The organism is Photobacterium sp. DA100 (genome assembly GCF_029223585.1).
Taxonomy (GTDB): Bacteria; Pseudomonadota; Gammaproteobacteria; order Enterobacterales; family Vibrionaceae; genus Photobacterium.
Genome location: NZ_CP119423.1, coordinates 3274174 through 3292670, shown reverse-complemented (window position 1 = coordinate 3292670; position 18497 = coordinate 3274174). Strand labels below are relative to the sequence as shown.

The window sequence follows — 18497 nt, the reverse complement described above, 5'->3', positions numbered from 1 at the left end:
ATGAGTGTTGTGGTATATGCGCCGGCGTCGATTGGCAATGTCAGTGTCGGTTTTGATGTGCTGGGGGCGGCCGTGTCGCCTCTTGATGGCACCCTGCTGGGCGACCGGGTGCTGGCTGAGCAGGGGGCTGAGCCGTTTTCGCTGAGCTGTGTCGGGGCGTTTGTCGACAAGCTGCCCAAGCAAGCTGAAGAGAATATTGTTTACCGCTGCTGGCAGGTGTTTGCCCGCGAGCTGGATAAAAAAGGCGCGGAGCTAAAGCCGGTCGCCCTGACATTGGAAAAAAACATGCCGATCGGTTCAGGACTGGGCTCCAGTGCCTGTTCGATTGTGGCGGCGCTCGATGCGCTGAACCGTTTCCATGAACAACCGCTCGACGAGAATGAGCTGCTGGCCCTGATGGGGGAGATGGAAGCGGAGATTTCCGGTAGCTTGCATTACGACAATGTTGCTCCGTGCTATTTGGGCGGGTTGCAATTTATGGTCGAGGAGCTGGGCATCATCAGCCAGCCGGTACCCTGCTTTGATAACTGGTATTGGGTCATGGCCTATCCCGGTATTAAAGTCCCGACCGCAGAAGCCCGCGCTATTCTGCCATCCCAGTACCGCCGTCAGGATGTGATTGCCCATGGTCGTTATCTGGGCGGGTTCATTCATGCCTGCCATTCTGGTCAACCGGCGCTGGCGGCAAAAATGATCAAAGATGTGGTCGCTGAACCTTACCGCGAGCGTTTGCTGCCTGGCTTTGCCAAAGCACGGCAGTATGCGCTGGAAGCCGGGGCGTTGGCTAGCGGGATCTCCGGCTCGGGGCCGACGATGTTTACCGTGTGTGACGACCTTGAAGTCGCAAAACGTATTGCACGATGGTTGCAAGATCATTATGTTCAGAATGAAGAAGGATTCGTCCATGTCTGTCGTTTGGACGGGCAGGGCTCAAGAGTAACAGGAAGTGAGCTGTAACCATGAAGCTATATAACCTAAAAGATCACCAAGAGCAGGTTTCGTTTGGCCAGGCAGTCCGCCAGGGGCTGGGAAGCAACCAGGGCTTGTTTTTCCCCGCCGACCTCCCGGCTTTCGACAATGTCGATGCGCTGCTGGAACAAGACTTTGTCAGTCGCAGTACCGCCATTCTGTCGGCGTTTATCGGCGAGGAGCTAGCCGCAGAGACCGTCTCTCAAATGGTCGGCAACGCTTTCCAGTTCAATGCGCCGATCAAGCCGGTGAAAGAGGGGGTCTATGCCCTTGAGCTGTTCCATGGCCCGACGCTGGCCTTCAAGGACTTTGGCGGCCGTTTCATGGCCCAGTCACTGGCTGCGGTGTCTGACAGTGACGGCAACATCACTATTCTGACCGCGACCTCGGGTGATACCGGCGCTGCTGTTGCCCATGCGTTCTACGGTATGGATAACATTAAGGTGGTGATCCTCTACCCGAAGGGCAAGATCAGTCCGCTGCAAGAAAAGCTGTTCTGCACCCTAGGCGGCAATATTTCTACGGTTGCCGTAGACGGCACCTTTGATGATTGCCAGGCACTGGTCAAGCAGGCCTTTGACGATGCCGAGCTGCGCCAGGAGGTGGGGCTGAACTCGGCCAACTCGATCAACATCAGCCGCTTGCTAGCCCAGATTTGCTACTACTTCGAAGCGGTTGCCCAGTTGCCGAAAGCGCAGCGCGAGGAGCTGGTCATCGCGGTCCCTAGCGGTAACTTCGGTAACTTGACCGCCGGTTTGTTGGCCAAAGCCATCGGCCTGCCGGTGAAGCGCTTTATCGCCGCAACCAATGTCAATGATACCGTGCCTCGTTACCTGCAAACTGGCGAGTGGGCTCCGGAGCCAACGGTACCGACTATTTCCAACGCGATGGATGTCAGCCAGCCAAACAACTGGCCGCGGATCGAGGAGCTTTGCCGCCTCAAAGGCTGGGGCCTGGGTGAGCTGGGCTACGGCGCGGTCAATGACGAGCAGACGGCTGAGACCTTGCGCGAGATGGATCAGGAAGGTTATTTGTGCGAGCCGCACGGGGCCATTGCCTACCGCGTATTGAACGAGCAGCTGGCCGCCGGTGAAACCGGGTTGTTCCTGTGTACCGCTCACCCGGCCAAGTTCAAAGAGGTCGTGGATGAGATCTTGGGCAAGGACATCGAGCTGCCGGCGCCTCTGGCCAAGCACAATGCAATGGAGCTACTGTCGCTCGAGCGTGACAACGATTTTGAGCAGCTTAAAGCGGTACTGCGTAGCGTTCAGTAAGGTTTTTTCGTTGTAAGCAAATGCAAAAGGGAGCCAGCGGCTCCCTTTTATTTTTTTGTTTTACCGCTTATGACTAGGCGGTTTGTTCGCTGCTGGCAGTGGCAGTTTCTGTTTCGGTCGAAACAGCGTCATCCGCAAACTTGTCAACCCACAGTGCCAGTGCACCGTCACCAGTGATATTACAAGCGGTACCGAAGCCATCTTGGGCTAGGTGCAAGGCAATTTGCAGGCCAATCATCGCTTCGGTAAAGCCCATCATTGATCCCAGCAGGCCTACGGCCGCCATGACCGCACCGCCTGGCGCGCCCGGTGCGGCAACCATGGTGATACCCAGCATGCCGATAAATGGTAAGGCTTCAAGGAAACTCGGGACGTTAGCATTGCCCGTTACCAAGAGCACGGCAACGCAAACAGAGGTGATACTGATTGCCGAGCCGGACATATGGATATTGGCACAGAGCGGCACCACGAAGTTGGCGATCGGCTTTTTCACGCCGTTTTCCTGCGTTTGGCGCAGGGTGACAGGCAGGCTGGCCGCCGAGGACATGGTACCCAGCGCGGTGACATAGGCCGGCAGCATAGTTTTCAGCAGTTTGAGCGGGGAGCGGCCAAGCAGTGCGCCGGTACTGATAAACTGGAAGGTCAGCCATAACCAGTGCAGCACAACAATCAGCACCAGTACCAGGGTGAAGGTCTTGAGCGTCGAGAAGACAGTGCCTTTGACGGTCATATCGGCAAACACGCCGGCAATATAGAACGGTAGCGACGGCACCATGACTTTAGCCAGGAACAGCTCGATGATATTGCGGCCTTCATCGCTCAACTTGCGTAGGTGCTCGCTGTTGGTTGCCGTGATCCCCAAGCCAAAGATGAAGGCTACGGCTAGTGCGGTCATCACCCCCATTATCGGCGGTATCTTCAGGTCGATCAACGGGGCAAGAGTGCGCGCTGCTTCACTGACTTCTGCTGAGCTGTGCAGCATGGAAGGCAGGACCTGCCCAGCCACGAGATAAGCCATTGCTCCCGCGCCCATGGTCGACAGGTAGCTGAGGCCGACGGTTTTCCCCAGCAGTTTGCCGGAGTTTTTCGGGAGGTTTGCGATCCCGCTGGTCACAAAGAAGAGAATAAGCAGGGGAATGGTGAAGCCAATCAGCTGGCTGATCAAAGCCTTCATGGTGATAAGGATTTGAACCAGCACATCGGGGGCAAACAGGCCGAAAAGAATACCGGCCAGAATGCCAGCAATGAGTTTTAAAATCAGTTTCATCGCCAATAGTCCTATTGAGGAAAATGGATAGTAGTCCGTAACAAAGCGGCGACGTTTTACCATTACTTGGCAGAGGATGCCAAAAAAGAGGTGTTTTATGTGTTACATGGGGTGTAATCGTTAATTGTCTGGGTGCAATCCAAGCATATCGGTTGTTTTGTTGACATAAATTAAGGCGCAGCTGATTACTTGGCTGGGCCAAAAAACATCATACGCTATAGGTGTCATAAAAAAGGCAGGCCCAGGCCTGCCTTGCGTGAGAAGGTTGTCTTGTTATGATTCTGTTTGCTCGATAGCCTGAGATTGTGGCTGTTTGGCAAACTTGTTGACCCACAATGAGATAGCCCCATCTCCGGTAATATTACAGGCCGTACCGAAGCTGTCTTGGGCCATGTACAGTGCAATCATCAACGCCAGCTCTGCCTCTCCGAACCCAAGCATAGAGGCCATCAGGCCAAGTGCTGCCATTACCGCGCCACCTGGAGCGCCCGGTGCGGCAATCATGGTGACACCTAGCATCATGATAAATGGCAGCATTTCAAACAGGGAGGGGATGGCGATGTGCTGGCTGAGTGCCATGACCGCGGTGGAGCAGGTGACAAGGGTGATGGTCGAGCCAGACAAGTGAATCGTGGCACACAGCGGGATGGTGAAGTTAGCAATCGCTTCGTCAACATTGTTCTGCTTGGTTTGGCGTAGGGTCACCGGAATGGTGGCCGCCGAGGACATGGTGCCGATTGCCGTGAAGTATGCAGGCATCATGTTTTTGATCAGCTTCAGCGGTGAGTGTCCCAATGCCAGCCCGGTCACGGTGTACTGGATGGTGATCCATACCCAGTGCATGAAGATAGCCAGTGCCAACACCAATCCGAATGTTTTCAGGGTCGTGAATACCGTGCCCTCTGCAGCCATTTCGGCAAAGACGCCTGCAATATAGAACGGCAGGAGCGGGATAATAATGTTGGAAAGCAATAGGTCGATGATCCTGCGGCCGTCTTCGGCGATGGTTTTCAATGGCTTGCTATCGGTAATGCTGATCCCTAGTCCAAACAGGAAAGCGGTAGCAAGGGCGGTCATCACCCCAAATAGTGGTGGCACTTCAATGGTAATGAAGCTGGTTAGCTTCTCGGCGCTGTCTGCTGCTGCGCCAGCAGGCTCGGCCATGGTGCCAATAACGGTACTGGCCACAATGAAGGCCAGGCTGCCGGCAATAATAGTTGAACCGTAGGATAGGGCCACGGTTTTACCCAGTAGCGAGCCGGAATTTTTCGGCAGGCTGGCAATACCGCTGGTGATATAGAACAGGATGATGAGAGGGATAGTGAAACCGATGAGCTGGCCACCGAGGAGTTTGATGGTCAGCAGGACGCGAATGATGGCGTCGGGGGCAAAAAAACCAAGGAGGATACCGATCAAAATACCCGCGATAAGCTTGAGGATTAACTTCATGAACTGGCTCCGATTATAGTGTTATATGTATTGCTCCATTTTTTTGACATTGCCCGTGGAAAAGCTCAGGTGGTAGGCAACGCTATGAATGTACACTTTTATTAACATTAATACCTAAATTGTTGTCACATTTTAGATGATAATATAACCAGTATCTGCGGTCGGATAACTGTGGTGGTCGAACCGGGGCAAAAAAAACGGCACCCAAAGGTGCCGTTTTTTGCTAACAGAGGCTGTGATTACAGGCTGTTAGTGAAAGTACGTGCGATAACGTCACGCTGCTGCTCTGTAGTCAGAGAGTTGAAGCGTACTGCGTAGCCAGATACACGGATAGTTAGCTGTGGGTATTTTTCTGGGTGCTTAGCCGCATCTTCCAGCGTCTCACGCTTCAGTACGTTAACGTTTAGGTGCTGGCCACCTTCGATTTTTGCAGGCGTTTCGATAGCAACTTCACGAGACTCGTACTCACCTAGGTCAGCAGCAGGGATTACCTGATCAGCTTCGAAACCGGCAGAAGCAGCCACACAGCGAGCTTCGTTAGTTTCAGTATCTAGTAGCCAGATTGAGTTCAGTAGGTCATCGTTAGCTGATTTAGTGATTTGAATACCTTGGATCATGACTTTCTTCTCCGTTTTGAGACTTATCTTTTATGACCTAACCCCTAAGGTTTAAGCCTGATTTTGCAAAATTATGACTATTGAAAAATACGACCGAATTTCGGTTTTTATGAATTAGTGAAGCTATGTGAGCAACAAGCTTCAACCGCAACAAGCCATATTTTTTAGTAGTTATAATTTGCAATCTCCGCCTTGGGGATGTCGTTAGTTTTTTCGATTTTCTCGTTGAGTTGCGTATTATATATCTCGTCGGTGCTAATTGTGTATTGATTTAGATCAAATTACAACAAAAAACCATAAATTAAATCGGGCTATTTTATTGAGCTAGGTCAACTAAGCCGCATATTTATTGATGTTTAACTAATATTTTATCATTTAAAAAATATTTGAATTGATCATTTGTAGTAAAATTACATCAAAATAACGAGTGGGGTTTACCTAACCTCTCGGAAAGTGTGTACTGCCCCGGATCAACCTGTAAGCGCTGACGTTGATAAATAACGTACAATCCGTGCTGTAAAAATTGAATATCGAAGTAGGAACAAAATGAAATTAATCGGTGCGCACGTATCCGCTGCTGGCGGTGTGCACAACTCGCCAGAGAATGCCAACAAGATCGGTGCTAACGCATTTGCCTTGTTTACCAAGAACCAGCGTCAGTGGGCTGCCAAACCACTTGAGCAAGATGTGATCATGGCATTCAAGGCCCGCTGCCAACAATACGGCTTTACCCCTGATGCGATCCTTCCCCATGATTCATACCTGATAAACCTTGGGGCGCCAGAACGCGAAAAGCTGGAAAAGTCGCGTACTGCCTTTGTTGATGAAATGGCTCGCTGTGAGCAGTTGGGACTGCATCTGCTTAATTTCCACCCGGGCAGTCATTTGAAGAAAATCTCCGAAGCCGAATGCCTGGCTTTGATTGCCGAGTCGATCAATTTAGCCCATACCGCCGTGCCGAATGTGGTGGCGGTGATCGAGAATACGGCCGGGCAAGGGAGTAACCTCGGTTGGCGCTTCGAGCAGCTCGCCAGCATTCTCGAACAGGTCGAAGACAAATCGCGGGTGGGTATCTGTATCGATACCTGCCATGCGTTCGCCGCAGGCTATGACTTGCGTAGCGAGACGGCTACGGACAAGACCTTTGCTGAATTTGACCAGGTTGTCGGGATGCAGTATCTGCGCGGTATGCATCTCAATGACTCTAAAGGTGGATTGGGCAGCCATCTTGACCGCCACCACAGTTTAGGTGAAGGGGAAATCGGCTGGGAGTGCTTCCGCTATCTGATGCAAGATAAGCGTTTCGACAATATTCCGCTGGTACTGGAAACGATTAATCCCGATATCTGGCAGCAAGAGATTGCGACATTGCGTTCGTTTATCCCCGGGGCAGCCTAGGCGAGGCGGCACAGTAGCCCCGGCGGGTATTGTGTGTCCTAGATTGGGGCAGGTTTCACCAAGGTTGGGCGGTGAGAACTAAAGGGGGAGCTAGTTTCTTTTATAAGGATCTGAAATTTAAATCTTTTTGTTTGTTCTCAATATTGGCATTAAGTTTTCATGTCTATATCCAGTGGTTTAGCAACTGGGTAGGGAAAACTATGAATGCTGAAATGATGATGTTGAGTTACGGGATCTCTCGTTTGCCGCAGGCTCACCGCCATAATCAGGGCCGGGGTCACTGGCGCACGCCGGTGCATCCTAAGGCGCGCTATCAGGTGGACTAGTACTGCGCACTTTTCTCCTTTGATGAGCCCCCCTATCCGCATGGCCGGATAGGGGGCTTTGTTTTCTCGGCCAAACCCATACAATGGGCAGCCAAAGAGGAGGAGCAAAGAATGAGCCCTGTATTGAGTTGGCAAGATGTTATTGATAGTGAGCGCCAGAAACCGTATTTCCAGCAAGTGGAGCAGTATGTGGCAGCCGAGCGCTCGGCTGGCAAAGTGATTTACCCACCTCAGGAAGATGTGTTTAATGCGTTGCTGGCCACACCGCTTTCGCAGGTCAAGGTGGTGATCTTGGGGCAGGACCCTTACCATGGCCCCGATCAGGCACATGGCCTGAGCTTTTCGGTCCGTCACGGAGTGAAGATCCCGCCGTCTTTGGCCAATATGTACAAGGAGCTGGCGACCGATATCGACGGCTTTTCCCCGCCAGCCCATGGCAACCTGCAAAGTTGGGCCGAGCAAGGGGTACTGCTGCTCAATACGGTATTAACGGTAGAGCAGGGCAACGCCCATTCCCATGCCAAAATCGGCTGGGAGACATTTACCGACCGCTTGATTGAGGTTATTGACCAGCAATGCGAGGGGGTCGTCTTTTTATTGTGGGGCGCGCACGCTCAGAAGAAAGGAAAGAAAATCAATACTGAGCGTCACCATGTGTTGCGTGCTGCCCACCCATCTCCGTTGTCAGCGTATAGAGGCTTCTTCGGTTGCAAGCATTTTTCCCAGACGAACCAGCTCCTATTGCAGATGAATAAGCCGGGAATTAACTGGTTGCTGGATGATTAAGCTTTTTTTGTTAAAATGTATAGTTAATGTAAATTATCTGCGCGTAAAATAATCAGGATCAAGGTGTTTTTTTCTATCCTTGCATACACTTACAGTAATGGAGACGACTGGGAGACTTATGCAATGATGCTTGATGATATTCACACTGAACATGGTTATATCTGCCGGCTGTTGAAAATTCTTCAACAGAAGCTTACTGCAATACGTAGCGGGCAAGAGGTTAACTATGGCTTGATCAAAGATATTGTTGATTACTTGCAGAATTACGCTGAGTGCTGTCACCATCCGAAAGAGGATGTGCTCTACCATTATTACCAGGCACATTATGCCGACCATGTCGGTGAGGTAGAAAGCCTGGCGAAAGAGCATGAGGAACTGGCGAAGCTGACCCAGGAGTTTGCCGATACGGTCGATATGATCCTGATGGACTCGGTGATCCCGTTGGATGTGTTTGCTGAAAAACTTAATGCATTTGTCGTTCGTCAGTATGCCCATTTGGAGTTTGAGGAAAAGCACATCCTCCCCTTGATACGCGACCATTTCACTCAGGAAGATTGGTTGGCGGTGTCACAACAATATGAAGAATGCGACTGTGACCCATTGTTTGGAGCCCAGGTTAATGATCGGTATCGTAATTTAGCTGAGCGCTTGCAGTTATAGCTTCAGTAGGACAAGCCCAGAGAACCAAAGAGCCGGCGGAAGCCGGCTCTTTGGTTAAGCATGGCTGTTGAATTAGAAATCAAGATCGTCGTCTGATAACTCCTTGAAAATATCAATATCAGCAAGTTCACGACGTAGTCGTTGCCTATCTTTAAGCGCTTCAATTTCACGCCACTTGCGTTTTACGGGCTTGCTACGGGAACCACGTCTTGGTGTTTCTGTTGCAAGAATGTCATCGAATGCATAGCTGTCCATAGAGCACCTCTTCCTTACAATCGGTCTTACTTAAATATCATAGCAAGCCACAAAATAAAATTGATGTGTTTCGCAAATGTTACTTAATCATGAACTTTTGATGTGCGTACGATCCCATTATTAATTTGGTTGTATAAAAAAACACCAGGCAAGAGAGGGGGTTAGAGGTTGAACCGGCAGGTAGAACTTAGAATATCGCCCTTAATTTCGCCAGTATAAGGCCAGATAAGCAATATTCATCAGTAGAATATTGATTTTTGCTGGTTATCTTTGCATGATCATCAGCCATCTGCAGTTATACCATATAAGGTCCAGTTAGCAGGTGGCTTTCTTTCTACGCCTTCCGTTAACACCATACCAACATAATAGCTGCGCCAGATAGCGGCCTGTACGAGCAGGAAGGTCCTTTGCTGTCTTTTGCCACATAATAAAACTAAGGTTGTAGTATCTGTTTGGCCAAAACGACAGGCTTTCGTCAGTGTGGTCGATGGGCTATAGCGATATTTTCTGTAGGCGGTCTGGTTGGCCGGCTTCAGCTCATTTTGATTTCTAGAGGGGTAGACGTGTCAAGTCAGATTAATTTTTTGAACGATCTGTTATGGGGCTCAGTGCTCATTTATTTGCTGATTGGCGTTGGCGTGTTCTTTACCTATCGGTTGGGCTTTATTCAGTTCCGCCATTTTGGCCACATGTTCAGCGTGATGAAAAACAGCCGTAAATCCGATAAAGCCGGCATTTCGTCATTCCAGGCGCTATGTACCAGCCTGGCTGCCCGGGTGGGCACCGGCAATATGGCTGGTGTTGCTGTTGCCTTGACCCTGGGTGGTCCGGGGGCGATTTTCTGGATGTGGTTGATCGCCATGCTGGGGATGGCGACGGCATTTGCTGAAAGTGCCTTGGCTCAGCTCTACAAGACCCGTGATGATGATGGAAACTACCGTGGTGGCCCTGCGTACTATATGGAAAAGGGACTGGGCATGCGCTGGATGGGCGTGGTGTTCTCTATTTTCCTTATCATCGCATTTGGCCTGGTGTTTAACTCGGTTCAGGCCAATTCTATTACTCAGGCGATGAATGTCGCTTTCGGCTGGAACCCGACTTATGTCGGTATTGTGCTGGTGGTGATGGCCGGAACCATTATTTTCGGTGGCCTGCGTGCTATAGCCCGTACCGCAGAGATCTTGGTGCCTGCGATGGCCCTGTGCTATTTGCTGCTGGCCCTGTTCATCATGTTCACCAATATTGATAAGCTGCCTGAGGTGCTGGGGTTGATTTTCCGCAGTGCGTTCGGCCTGGAAGAAGCCGCATCAGGCGCCTTGGGCTATACCATTGCCCAGGGCATGATCAACGGCCTCAAGCGCGGTTTGTTCTCTAATGAGGCCGGTATGGGATCGGCTCCTAATGCCGCTGCGTCGGCGACGCCGTATCCGCCGCACCCGGCTTCTCAGGGCTATGTGCAGATGCTGGGGGTGTTCATGGACACCATAGTGATCTGTTCAGCGACTGTCGCGATTATTCTGATGTCGGGCGAGTATGTCCCGCATAGCGAAATTACCGGTATCGAGTTGACCCAGCGCGCACTGAGCTCCCAGGTCGGTGGCTGGGGGGCGATTTTCATTGCCGTGGCGATCTTCTTCTTTGCCTTTACGTCTCTGGTGGCCAACTATTCTTATGCTGAAACCAATCTGATTTTCCTTGAGCATAACCACAAGGCCGGCCTGGCCGTGTTCCGTATCGTGGTACTGGGGATGGTGATGTTCGGCGCGGTCGCCGATTTGCCGACAGTCTGGGCGATGGCGGATGTGTCGATGGGAATGATGGCAATCATTAACCTGATTGCCATCGTGCTGCTGTCCGGTACGGTGGTGAAACTGGCCAAGGACTACAACCGGCAGCTGGATCAGGGCAAAGTTCCGACTTTTGACAGCAAGGACTACCCGGAATTGCATGCCCAGTTAGAGGAAGGGATTTGGGACCAACCGAACAAGAACTGAGTTGCCGACTGATTGATGTTGACCATCGATTTTGGCGATAGGTGCAATAGAAAAGACCATGCGTACTGCGCGTGGTTTTTTTTTGTCAGGCTGTTAACATTCCTATATCAACGATTATAAGGAAGCATCCCATGTTAATTGTGGTTTCACCGGCTAAAACCCTCGACTATGACTCGCCGCTGGCAACAGAGACGTTCACCCAGCCTGAGTTGACTGATCATTCCGCCGAGCTGATTGAGGTGTGCCGCGAGCTGACACCGGCACAGATTGCCAGCCTGATGAAGGTGAGCGACAAGATTGCCGGCCTGAATGCAGCCCGCTTTGCCGAGTGGCAGCCTGAGTTCACCACCGAAAACGCCCGCCAGGCGATCTTGGCCTTCAAAGGGGATGTCTATACCGGATTGGCTGCGGAAACCATGGATGACCGGCAATTTGCCTATGCCCAGCAGCACCTGAGAATGCTGTCTGGCCTTTACGGCTTGCTGCGCCCGCTGGATCTGATGCAGCCGTACCGACTGGAGATGGGGACCAAACTAGCTAACCCGCGCGGTACCAATTTGTATCAGTTTTGGGGGAATATTATTACCGACAAGATCAACCAGGCGCTGGCAGAGCAGGGCGATGAGATCCTGATCAACCTGGCTTCGAACGAGTACTTCAAGGCGGTAAAGCCCAAGTTAGTGGCCGGTAAGATCATTACCCCGGTATTCAAAGACTGCAAGAATGGCACCTACAAGGTCATCAGCTTTTATGCCAAGAAGGCGCGTGGCATGATGGCGCGCTACATCATTGACAACCAAGTGGGTTCAGTGGAACAGCTCAAGCAGTTCGATACCGCGGGCTATTACTTTGTCCCGGCGGAATCGACAGCCACTGAGTTGGTGTTCAAGCGTGAAGAGCAGTAAACGTTTGTCTATTGTCTCGTCCTAGGAATAAAAAACGGGCTGGTATCTACCAGCCCGTTTTTTTATTTGTTCCCTGCGGCAAAAAGCCTTACTTCTTGGCTTTTTTCTTTTTCGCCGCTACCTTCTTTTTCGGATCTTTTTTCTTCTTCTTTTTCACCGTAGCAGGCTTTTTGTGTTGCGGGCGCATGCCTTCAATAAAGCGCTCAGCGACTTCTTCCTTCATGTAACGGCCGACACGCTCGATCATGGCCTGATCGTGGGCTTCAATCAAAGAAACCGCGGTGCCTTTCTTACCGGCACGGGCAGTACGGCCGATACGGTGGAGGTAGACATCGGCGGTGCGCGGCATATCGAAGTTGATCACGTGGCTGATATCAGGCAGGTCGATACCACGGGCCGCAACGTCGGTGGCCAGCATGATGTTCACTTCCCCCTCGCGGAAACGGCGGATAGTGTTGTTACGCGAAGCCTGGGCCATCTCGCCCTGGATCCAGCAGCATGGGATCTGCATGGCAGCCAGCTGATCGCGCAGGGTGGCAAGACGCTCGCGGGTCTTGACGAAAATAATAGTGCGCTCGGCTTCTCCCTTGAGGATGTTTTCCAGCAATGCCAGCTTGTGGGCCATGTCATCACAGCGGTGGTAGTACTGGTGGATCTTCTTACGTTCGCGGCGTGGCGGCTCGGCATTGACTTCAACCGGCTCGTTGAGGATGGTGCGCGAGAAGTCGCGGACACCCTTGCCTTCCAGCGTGGCTGAGAACAGCAAGCTCTGGCGACGCCAGCGGCATTCGTTGTGAATACGCTCAACGGCTTTGCCAAAGCCCATATCCAGCATGCGGTCGGCTTCGTCGAGGATCAGGCACTCGATGGCACGGCAGTCGAAGCGCTCGCTTTCGATGTACTCCATCAAACGGCCCGGTGTGGCCACCACGATATCCTGGGTTTTGCCCAGGAGCTCGGCATGCTCGTCGTAGGAGATCCCGCCGGTAATGGTAAACACCTTTAGCTGGGTGTGTTTGGCCAGCGCGCGCGCCTGATCGGCAACCTGGATAGCCAGTTCACGGGTCGGGGTCAAAACCAACACGCGGGCAGGCCCCGGTTTTTTACGCGGGAAATCCTGCAGGTGCTGGATCATCGGCAGAAGAAATGCTGCGGTCTTTCCGGTACCGGTAGGAGCGGACGCCAGTACATCCCGGCCATCCAGCGCGTGCGGGATCGCCTCAGCCTGGATCACGGTTGGGCGATCGTAGCCGATATCTTCAATGGCCTGCAGCAGCTCGCTATCTAATTCTAATTCGGAAAAGTCTCTCACCAGTCATTTCTCCTTGGGAACTCAGGGGATCTTCCCATTTTCTCGGGGAAGCCTATAGATCGCCGGTTACGTGCAAATTATATAAGGGGCGGCATTATAGAGATTATTGCCGCAACGATCACCGATAAAAGTATAAAAACTTCCGCAATTTGCCAAACCGCATCAGCCTTGCCGCTTACATCTTCAGGTAAAACGCCTTGGTCAGGGCAACAAAAGCCTCGCTGTATTCGCCGCCTTGGTGGATCACCAACTGCTCGGTTTGGCAAGTTGACGGGCTGGCTGACAAGGCAATAAGAAGCCGGCTAGCGACCTTGCGCTCTGTGGTTTTTACTTCGCAAACCCGTTGGCAGTATAGCTGGTGGGAAGGGGCGGCTGCTATCAGTTGCTTGCCTTCGTAGACCGGCAGGATCAAGCTGGCGCTCCCTGTTGGGCTCAGCAGGTGGTTGATAGCCGCCAGCAATTCATGATGCGGCAGGGTATCGGTATGGCGTGCCGTGGCCCGCGCCTGGCAGTCGGCCTGCTCGCCGTGATTGAAGTAGGGAGGGTTGCACACAATCGCTGCCACGCTGCCGGCAGGCTGCTGGCTGGCCCAGCCCTGGATAGTTTGATGGGCCAGCCCGATGCGCGGTGCCCATAGGGAGTCCGCAAAATTACGCCGGGCAGCCTGCGCGGCCCCATCATCGACTTCTATGGCGGTGATGGCATTGCCGTGCTCAGCCGTGCGCTGCGCGACCATGAGCGCGAGCAGGCCACTGCCGGTGCCGATATCGAGGATCTGGCCCGATACGGGTAGCGCTGCCCAGGCGCCGAGCATGACGCCATCGGTACTGACAGGCATGCCGCAGCCGTGGTCGTTGACGTGGAATTGCTTGAAGGTGAACCCTTTTGCCATGGTGTTGCTGGACCTTGTTATGTTTTTGACCATGGCATTATAGCCCGCCAGTGGCGAATTGCAGAATGGCAACCTTCTGTTGAATAGATGTTGCATAGTTATTAATTCTGTTTTTTATCTTTCTTATAAGTGGCTTTTATTGGTTTTATCTGTTGTTTGGGTGGGGCGGCTTGGTTGTTCATGCTGGTTTTTGAGTTGCACAGCCAAAGATTATGGTGTTTTTCACTATGATGTTGCTTGTTGGCTGCTTTTTCGTCATTATGCTGCGAGCAAGGTCACATTCAGGTAATCCTTTTTTGTGGCCAAAAAAATAACAAAAGTTACGAAAACAGCAAACATAACATCAGAGTGGAAGGTGCAGTTTGAAAAAGTCACTCAGTTTAACCGATATCATGGCGTTGGGTTTTATGACCTTCGCTTTTTTCCTGGGCGCAGGTAATATCATATTCCCGCCACAGGCTGGCCAGCAGGCCGGTGATCACCTCGTTCCGGCAATGCTCGGGTTCCTTTCAACCGGTGTAACCTTGCCGCTTGTCGCCATCATTGCCGTTGCTGTCGCAGGCGGCTGGAAAGGGATGACCCAAGATCTGCCGTCAAAAGTTGCCACCTTGCTGGCAGTGCTGATTTTTATCGTCATCGGTCCGGCGTTCGCCGCTCCGCGTGCCGGTTTGGTGGCCTATGAAATGGGTGTGAAGCCATTTATTGCCGATGCAGGACAGCTTAGCCTTACTCTTTTCTCAATTGTCTTTTTTGGCATTGCGATGGTCCTGTCTCGCTCTCGCGGTAATCTGGTTGATATGGTCGGTAAGTTCCTGACTCCAATCTTGTTCATTGCTCTGGTGGCACTGGCTGTCAGCGTTGTCGCCAACCCGCAGGATGCAATTGAGGCCGCGCGTGGCGATTATATCGAAATGCCTTTCCTTAAAGGTTTTGTCGAAGGGTACAACACCCTGGATGCGGTAGCGGCGTTGCTGTTTGGTATGGTGATAGTTGATGCCGTTCGCAGCAAGGGCGTGAGCGACGAGCAGGCAACTCGCAAATACTTGGTCATGGCTGGCCTTATCGCCGCTGCGGGTCTGGCATTTGTTTACATCTCCCTGTTCTACTTGGGTGCGACCAGTGTGAATATCGCAGCCAATGCGTCAAACGGTGGTGATATCCTGGCTATTTACGTTGCAGCTTTGTTTGGCCCTGCTGGCCAGATGATGCTGTCGCTGATTGTATTGCTGGCCTGTTTGACCACGGTAGTTGGCTTGATCAGTGCATGTTCTGAGTATTTTTCTTCTTTGACAAGCTGGTCTTACGAAAAATGGGCTGTGGTATTGTCAGTGACCTGCTGTGTGGTGGCCAATGTTGGCCTGAACCAGCTGATTGTCCTGTCTCTGCCAGCCTTGTTTGCCTTGTACCCAATCGCTATGGCACTGGTTATCCTGACGTTTATCCGTCGTTGGTTGCCAAATCCTGCGCTGTCTTACCGTGTGGTGATGCTGGTGGCATTGTCGTTCAGTATGATTGATGCGGCGAAGGTGTCGGGCTTTGATGTGTCGGCGTTCCGTGTGATCCCACTGTTCGACTACGGTATGGCGTGGTTGATGCCGACCTTTGCGGCACTGGTGGTGACGTGTTTTGTCGGTGCGCAGAAAGCCGCCCAGCAAGAAGGCCAAACAGCCTAACTGTGGACGTGTTTTACAGTACGTAGCAAAAAGGGATGCCTCGGCATCCCTTTTTCGTTTCGGTGTTCGCCTGGAGTTTGGCGATAGCGGCTGGCGTTATAGCGTTTCACTGTACTCGGTGAGGATTTGCTCGCACCAGGCGGTGATTCGTTCGTCGCTCAGCTCGTACTGGCTGTCTTCGTCCAGTGCCAGCCCGACGAACAGCTTGCCGTCTTCGGTCAGGGCTTTCGAGGCCTCGAACTCATACCCTTCGTTGGGCCAGTAGCCGACAAACTGGGCTCCGGTCGGTAGCAGCTTGTCGTGCAGCATGCCCATCGCATCGAGGAACCACTCGGCATAGCCTTCCTGATCGCCCAAGCCAAACAGGGCCACGGTTTTGCCTTCCAAGCTCAGTCCGTCAAGCTGCTCCCACACGGCTTCCCAGTCTTCTTGCAGCTCTCCGAAGTCCCAGGTCGAGATCCCCAGGATCAGCATGTCGTACTGGTTCATCTCGGTGAGATCTGCTTGTTTGATGTTGTGTAAATCAACCAGTTCGGCACCGATACAGTCGCGGATTTTTTCCGAGGCCATTTCGGTATAGCAGGTGGTTGAGCCGTAGAATAAGCCAATCTTCATGCTGCTTGTCCAATGTGTAACGAATTAATGATGAGGGGATTCTACCTAGCTTGGGCGGTCTTGACTATTTCTGAGTGATTGAGTCAGAAATTCCGGTTCTCTCCGGGGTGGGTCGTTACATTTAGTGGGAAATCGTCTACCATTGACTACTGTGTATTTATCCATGTGTTTTGCCGGGCAATAATCCATGCCCCAAAACGGACACCGAGGTTGTAGTGGAAAACGATGAAGTGATCATCGAGCGGTTTCTCGATGCGATGTGGATGGAGCGGGGCCTGTCTGAAAATACCCTGATGTCCTACCGTAATGATCTGAAAAAGCTGGATAACTGGCTAAAAGACCAAAGTCTGACCCTGGAGAAGGTGTCGACCGATGATCTTCAGCGCTACCAGCAGTGGCTGTTTGACGCCGAGTATAAACAGACTTCCCGGGCCCGCATGGCATCGGCGATCCGCCGGCTGTTCCAGTATTTGAACCGGGAGAAAATGCGCGATGATGATCCCAGTGCCATGCTGGTCAGCCCCAAGCTGCCCAAGCGCCTGCCCAAGGATATTACCGAAGAGCAGGTGGATGCTTTGCTGTCGGCCCCCGATCCCAATGACCCTATCGAGCTGCGGGACAAGGCCATGCTTGAGTTGCTCTATGCCACAGGCTTGCGTGTTACCGAGCTGGTCAGCCTGACGATGGAAAATGTCAGCCTGCGCCAAGGTGTGGTCCGCGTTATAGGCAAGGGTAATAAGGAACGCCTGGTTCCAATGGGGGAAGATGCCATTGATTGGATCGAGCAATTCTTGCAAAGCGGCCGCCCACAGCTGCTGGGCGAGAAAAGCTCAGATGTGGTGTTCCCGAGCAAAAGGGCCAAGCAGATGACCCGCCAGACGTTCTGGCACCGGATCAAGCACTATGCCGTCAAGGCGGGCATTGACGGCGATACCTTGTCGCCGCACGTTATGCGCCATGCGTTTGCCACTCACCTGCTCAATTACGGGGCGGATTTGCGGGTGGTGCAGATGTTGCTTGGTCACAGTGATTTGTCGACCACCCAGATCTACACCCATGTCGCAACCGAGCGTCTCAAGCAGCTTCATCAAGCGCACCATCCGCGAGCTTGAATGGGGCAAAGCCCACCTTAGCGCAAAAGCGGGCCTGCCTTGGCGTGCTGCTTGGGTGTATACTAGAAGAGGTTGAGATATTTTGCGGAATATGAAATTTTTTTGCACTATCGGGGTCATATAGCCGAGTAACCTAGGTATAAAGTCTACCAGTAGTGATGGGGGCTGGCGGAGAGCGCTACAGCCCGGCACGCATTTATTATTTGAAAGGAAAGAGTCACATGCACTTTTTGGGTCGTACGTTACTTGCAACCGCAGTCGCAATGACAGCCTTTACGGCATCAGCTAAGCCCGATGAGGCGGCAATTACCAGTAAGTTGAGCAAACTGGGGTTGGTGCCGGTTACCATCAGTGCTTCTCCGCTGCCAGGGCTTAACGAGGTCGTGACTGACCGCGGTATTTTTTATGTCTCCGATGATGGCGGCCATTTCATTCTTGGCAGCTTGTATCAGGCAACGGATGCCGAGCCGGTTAACCTGACTGAGCAGAAGATGGCCAAAATGAACAAGGCCAAGCTGCAGGGCATGGAGGACGAAATGATCGTCTATCCGGCCAAAGATGAAAAATACGTGGTGACTGTGTTTACTGATACCAGCTGTGGTTACTGTCGTAAGCTCCATAACGAGATGCAGGCTTACAACGATGCTGGCATTACGATTCGTTACCTGGCTTTCCCGCGTGGCGGTGAGCGCTCGCGCAACTTCAGCGAAATGAGTGCTATCTGGGGAGCCAAAGATCCGGCCAAGGCGATGGATCAGGCCAAAGAAGGCAGTTTCAACCCGGAAGGTGTCGAGCAGCAAACCGAATTGGTGAAGAAACATTACCAACTGGGTGTCGCGATGGGCGTTTCCGGTACCCCGGCGATGATTTTGGAAGATGGTACCATGCTGCCTGGCTACCAGCCGGCACCGATGCTGCGCAAGATGCTGGATAACCGCAGCTAAATCGCTAAAGAGCCCTGGCCTTGGTCGGGGCTTTTTTTTGGGTATCGAA

The 18497-nt window shown here is 52.3% G+C and carries 17 protein-coding genes; 10 read left to right on the top strand and 7 right to left on the bottom strand.

Features of this window, described 5'->3' with window-relative positions:
- Both thrB and thrC read left to right on the top strand, forming a co-directional pair.
- On the top strand, positions 1–957 hold the full coding sequence (thrB, locus tag PTW35_RS15040) for a homoserine kinase (RefSeq protein WP_281025681.1): 957 nt from the start codon (positions 1–3) through the stop codon (positions 955–957).
- A gap of 2 nt (positions 958–959) precedes the next feature.
- Entirely contained in the window at positions 960–2243 is a 1284-nt protein-coding gene (thrC, locus tag PTW35_RS15035) for a threonine synthase (protein WP_281025680.1), read from the top strand.
- Positions 2244–2316: 73 nt separating this feature from the next.
- On the opposite strand, the gene PTW35_RS15030 is transcribed toward thrC, so the two are convergent.
- From PTW35_RS15030 to grcA, 3 genes are all read right to left on the bottom strand, one after another.
- Positions 2317–3510: a dicarboxylate/amino acid:cation symporter gene (locus tag PTW35_RS15030; protein WP_281025679.1), complete on the bottom strand. Its 1194-nt coding sequence runs from the start codon at positions 3508–3510 to the stop codon at positions 2317–2319.
- A gap of 273 nt (positions 3511–3783) precedes the next feature.
- Positions 3784–4959 (bottom strand): dicarboxylate/amino acid:cation symporter, encoded by a 1176-nt coding sequence (locus tag PTW35_RS15025; RefSeq protein ID WP_281025678.1) that lies wholly within the window; start codon positions 4957–4959, stop codon positions 3784–3786.
- A 239-nt stretch (positions 4960–5198) separates the two neighbouring features.
- Complete coding sequence (gene grcA / locus PTW35_RS15020; protein WP_281025677.1) at positions 5199–5576, bottom strand: autonomous glycyl radical cofactor GrcA; 378 nt, start codon at positions 5574–5576, stop codon at positions 5199–5201.
- Positions 5577–6122: 546 nt separating this feature from the next.
- Here grcA and nfo point away from each other — a divergent pair.
- The 3 genes from nfo (at position 6123) to PTW35_RS15005 (ending at position 8746) form a co-directional block, all read left to right on the top strand.
- Positions 6123–6974: a deoxyribonuclease IV gene (gene nfo, locus PTW35_RS15015; protein WP_281025676.1), complete on the top strand. Its 852-nt coding sequence runs from the start codon at positions 6123–6125 to the stop codon at positions 6972–6974.
- Positions 6975–7411: 437 nt separating this feature from the next.
- Positions 7412–8086, top strand: coding sequence for a uracil-DNA glycosylase (ung, locus tag PTW35_RS15010; protein WP_281025675.1), 675 nt, complete (start codon positions 7412–7414; stop codon positions 8084–8086).
- Positions 8087–8209: 123 nt separating this feature from the next.
- Entirely contained in the window at positions 8210–8746 is a 537-nt protein-coding gene (locus PTW35_RS15005; protein WP_281025674.1) for a hemerythrin domain-containing protein, read from the top strand.
- 72 nt (positions 8747–8818) lie between these two features.
- Here PTW35_RS15005 and PTW35_RS15000 read toward each other — a convergent pair whose 3' ends face one another.
- The gene (locus PTW35_RS15000) at positions 8819–9001 is read right to left on the bottom strand and encodes a DUF3545 family protein (RefSeq protein ID WP_281025673.1); all 183 of its coding nucleotides are present in this window, start codon (positions 8999–9001) and stop codon (positions 8819–8821) included.
- Between the two features lie 563 nt (positions 9002–9564).
- Between PTW35_RS15000 and PTW35_RS14995 the strand changes: the two genes are divergently transcribed.
- Both PTW35_RS14995 and yaaA read left to right on the top strand, forming a co-directional pair.
- The gene (locus PTW35_RS14995) at positions 9565–10995 is read left to right on the top strand and encodes a sodium:alanine symporter family protein (RefSeq protein WP_281025672.1); all 1431 of its coding nucleotides are present in this window, start codon (positions 9565–9567) and stop codon (positions 10993–10995) included.
- Between the two features lie 131 nt (positions 10996–11126).
- The gene (gene yaaA, locus PTW35_RS14990) at positions 11127–11900 is read left to right on the top strand and encodes a peroxide stress protein YaaA (RefSeq protein WP_281025671.1); all 774 of its coding nucleotides are present in this window, start codon (positions 11127–11129) and stop codon (positions 11898–11900) included.
- 88 nt (positions 11901–11988) lie between these two features.
- Here yaaA and srmB read toward each other — a convergent pair whose 3' ends face one another.
- Positions 11989–13212: an ATP-dependent RNA helicase SrmB gene (gene srmB, locus PTW35_RS14985; protein WP_281025670.1), complete on the bottom strand. Its 1224-nt coding sequence runs from the start codon at positions 13210–13212 to the stop codon at positions 11989–11991.
- 175 nt (positions 13213–13387) lie between these two features.
- Positions 13388–14104 carry a methyltransferase gene (locus PTW35_RS14980; protein WP_281025669.1) on the bottom strand — a complete coding sequence of 239 codons (717 nt, stop codon included), beginning with the start codon at positions 14102–14104 and terminating at the stop codon, positions 13388–13390.
- Positions 14105–14466: 362 nt separating this feature from the next.
- Between PTW35_RS14980 and brnQ the strand changes: the two genes are divergently transcribed.
- Complete coding sequence (brnQ, locus tag PTW35_RS14975; RefSeq protein WP_281025668.1) at positions 14467–15777, top strand: branched-chain amino acid transport system II carrier protein; 1311 nt, start codon at positions 14467–14469, stop codon at positions 15775–15777.
- 96 nt (positions 15778–15873) lie between these two features.
- Here the strand turns inward: brnQ and fldB are convergent, their stop codons facing one another.
- Positions 15874–16392: a flavodoxin FldB gene (fldB, locus tag PTW35_RS14970; RefSeq protein ID WP_281025667.1), complete on the bottom strand. Its 519-nt coding sequence runs from the start codon at positions 16390–16392 to the stop codon at positions 15874–15876.
- A gap of 257 nt (positions 16393–16649) precedes the next feature.
- Here fldB and xerD point away from each other — a divergent pair, with 257 nt between their 5' ends.
- Entirely contained in the window at positions 16650–17504 is an 855-nt protein-coding gene (gene xerD / locus PTW35_RS14965) for a site-specific tyrosine recombinase XerD (RefSeq protein ID WP_281027525.1), read from the top strand.
- Between the two features lie 221 nt (positions 17505–17725).
- Positions 17726–18448 (top strand): bifunctional protein-disulfide isomerase/oxidoreductase DsbC, encoded by a 723-nt coding sequence (gene dsbC, locus PTW35_RS14960; RefSeq protein ID WP_281025666.1) that lies wholly within the window; start codon positions 17726–17728, stop codon positions 18446–18448.
- Positions 18449–18497 lie beyond the last annotated feature (49 nt).

What these genes read in the sequence shown, in the direction of transcription:
- thrB (WP_281025681.1), top strand. Translation starts at nt 1, where the DNA reads ATGAGTGTTGTGGTATATGCGCCGGCGTCGATTGGCAATGTCAGTGTC.
- thrC (WP_281025680.1), top strand. Translation starts at nt 960, where the DNA reads ATGAAGCTATATAACCTAAAAGATCACCAAGAGCAGGTTTCGTTTGGC.
- PTW35_RS15030 (WP_281025679.1), bottom strand. Translation starts at nt 3,510, where the DNA reads ATGAAACTGATTTTAAAACTCATTGCTGGCATTCTGGCCGGTATTCTT.
- PTW35_RS15025 (WP_281025678.1), bottom strand. Translation starts at nt 4,959, where the DNA reads ATGAAGTTAATCCTCAAGCTTATCGCGGGTATTTTGATCGGTATCCTC.
- grcA (WP_281025677.1), bottom strand. Translation starts at nt 5,576, where the DNA reads ATGATCCAAGGTATTCAAATCACTAAATCAGCTAACGATGACCTACTG.
- nfo (WP_281025676.1), top strand. Translation starts at nt 6,123, where the DNA reads ATGAAATTAATCGGTGCGCACGTATCCGCTGCTGGCGGTGTGCACAAC.
- ung (WP_281025675.1), top strand. Translation starts at nt 7,412, where the DNA reads ATGAGCCCTGTATTGAGTTGGCAAGATGTTATTGATAGTGAGCGCCAG.
- PTW35_RS15005 (WP_281025674.1), top strand. Translation starts at nt 8,210, where the DNA reads ATGATGCTTGATGATATTCACACTGAACATGGTTATATCTGCCGGCTG.
- PTW35_RS15000 (WP_281025673.1), bottom strand. Translation starts at nt 9,001, where the DNA reads ATGGACAGCTATGCATTCGATGACATTCTTGCAACAGAAACACCAAGA.
- yaaA (WP_281025671.1), top strand. Translation starts at nt 11,127, where the DNA reads ATGTTAATTGTGGTTTCACCGGCTAAAACCCTCGACTATGACTCGCCG.
- PTW35_RS14980 (WP_281025669.1), bottom strand. Translation starts at nt 14,104, where the DNA reads ATGGCAAAAGGGTTCACCTTCAAGCAATTCCACGTCAACGACCACGGC.
- fldB (WP_281025667.1), bottom strand. Translation starts at nt 16,392, where the DNA reads ATGAAGATTGGCTTATTCTACGGCTCAACCACCTGCTATACCGAAATG.
- xerD (WP_281027525.1), top strand. Translation starts at nt 16,650, where the DNA reads ATGTGGATGGAGCGGGGCCTGTCTGAAAATACCCTGATGTCCTACCGT.
- dsbC (WP_281025666.1), top strand. Translation starts at nt 17,726, where the DNA reads ATGCACTTTTTGGGTCGTACGTTACTTGCAACCGCAGTCGCAATGACA.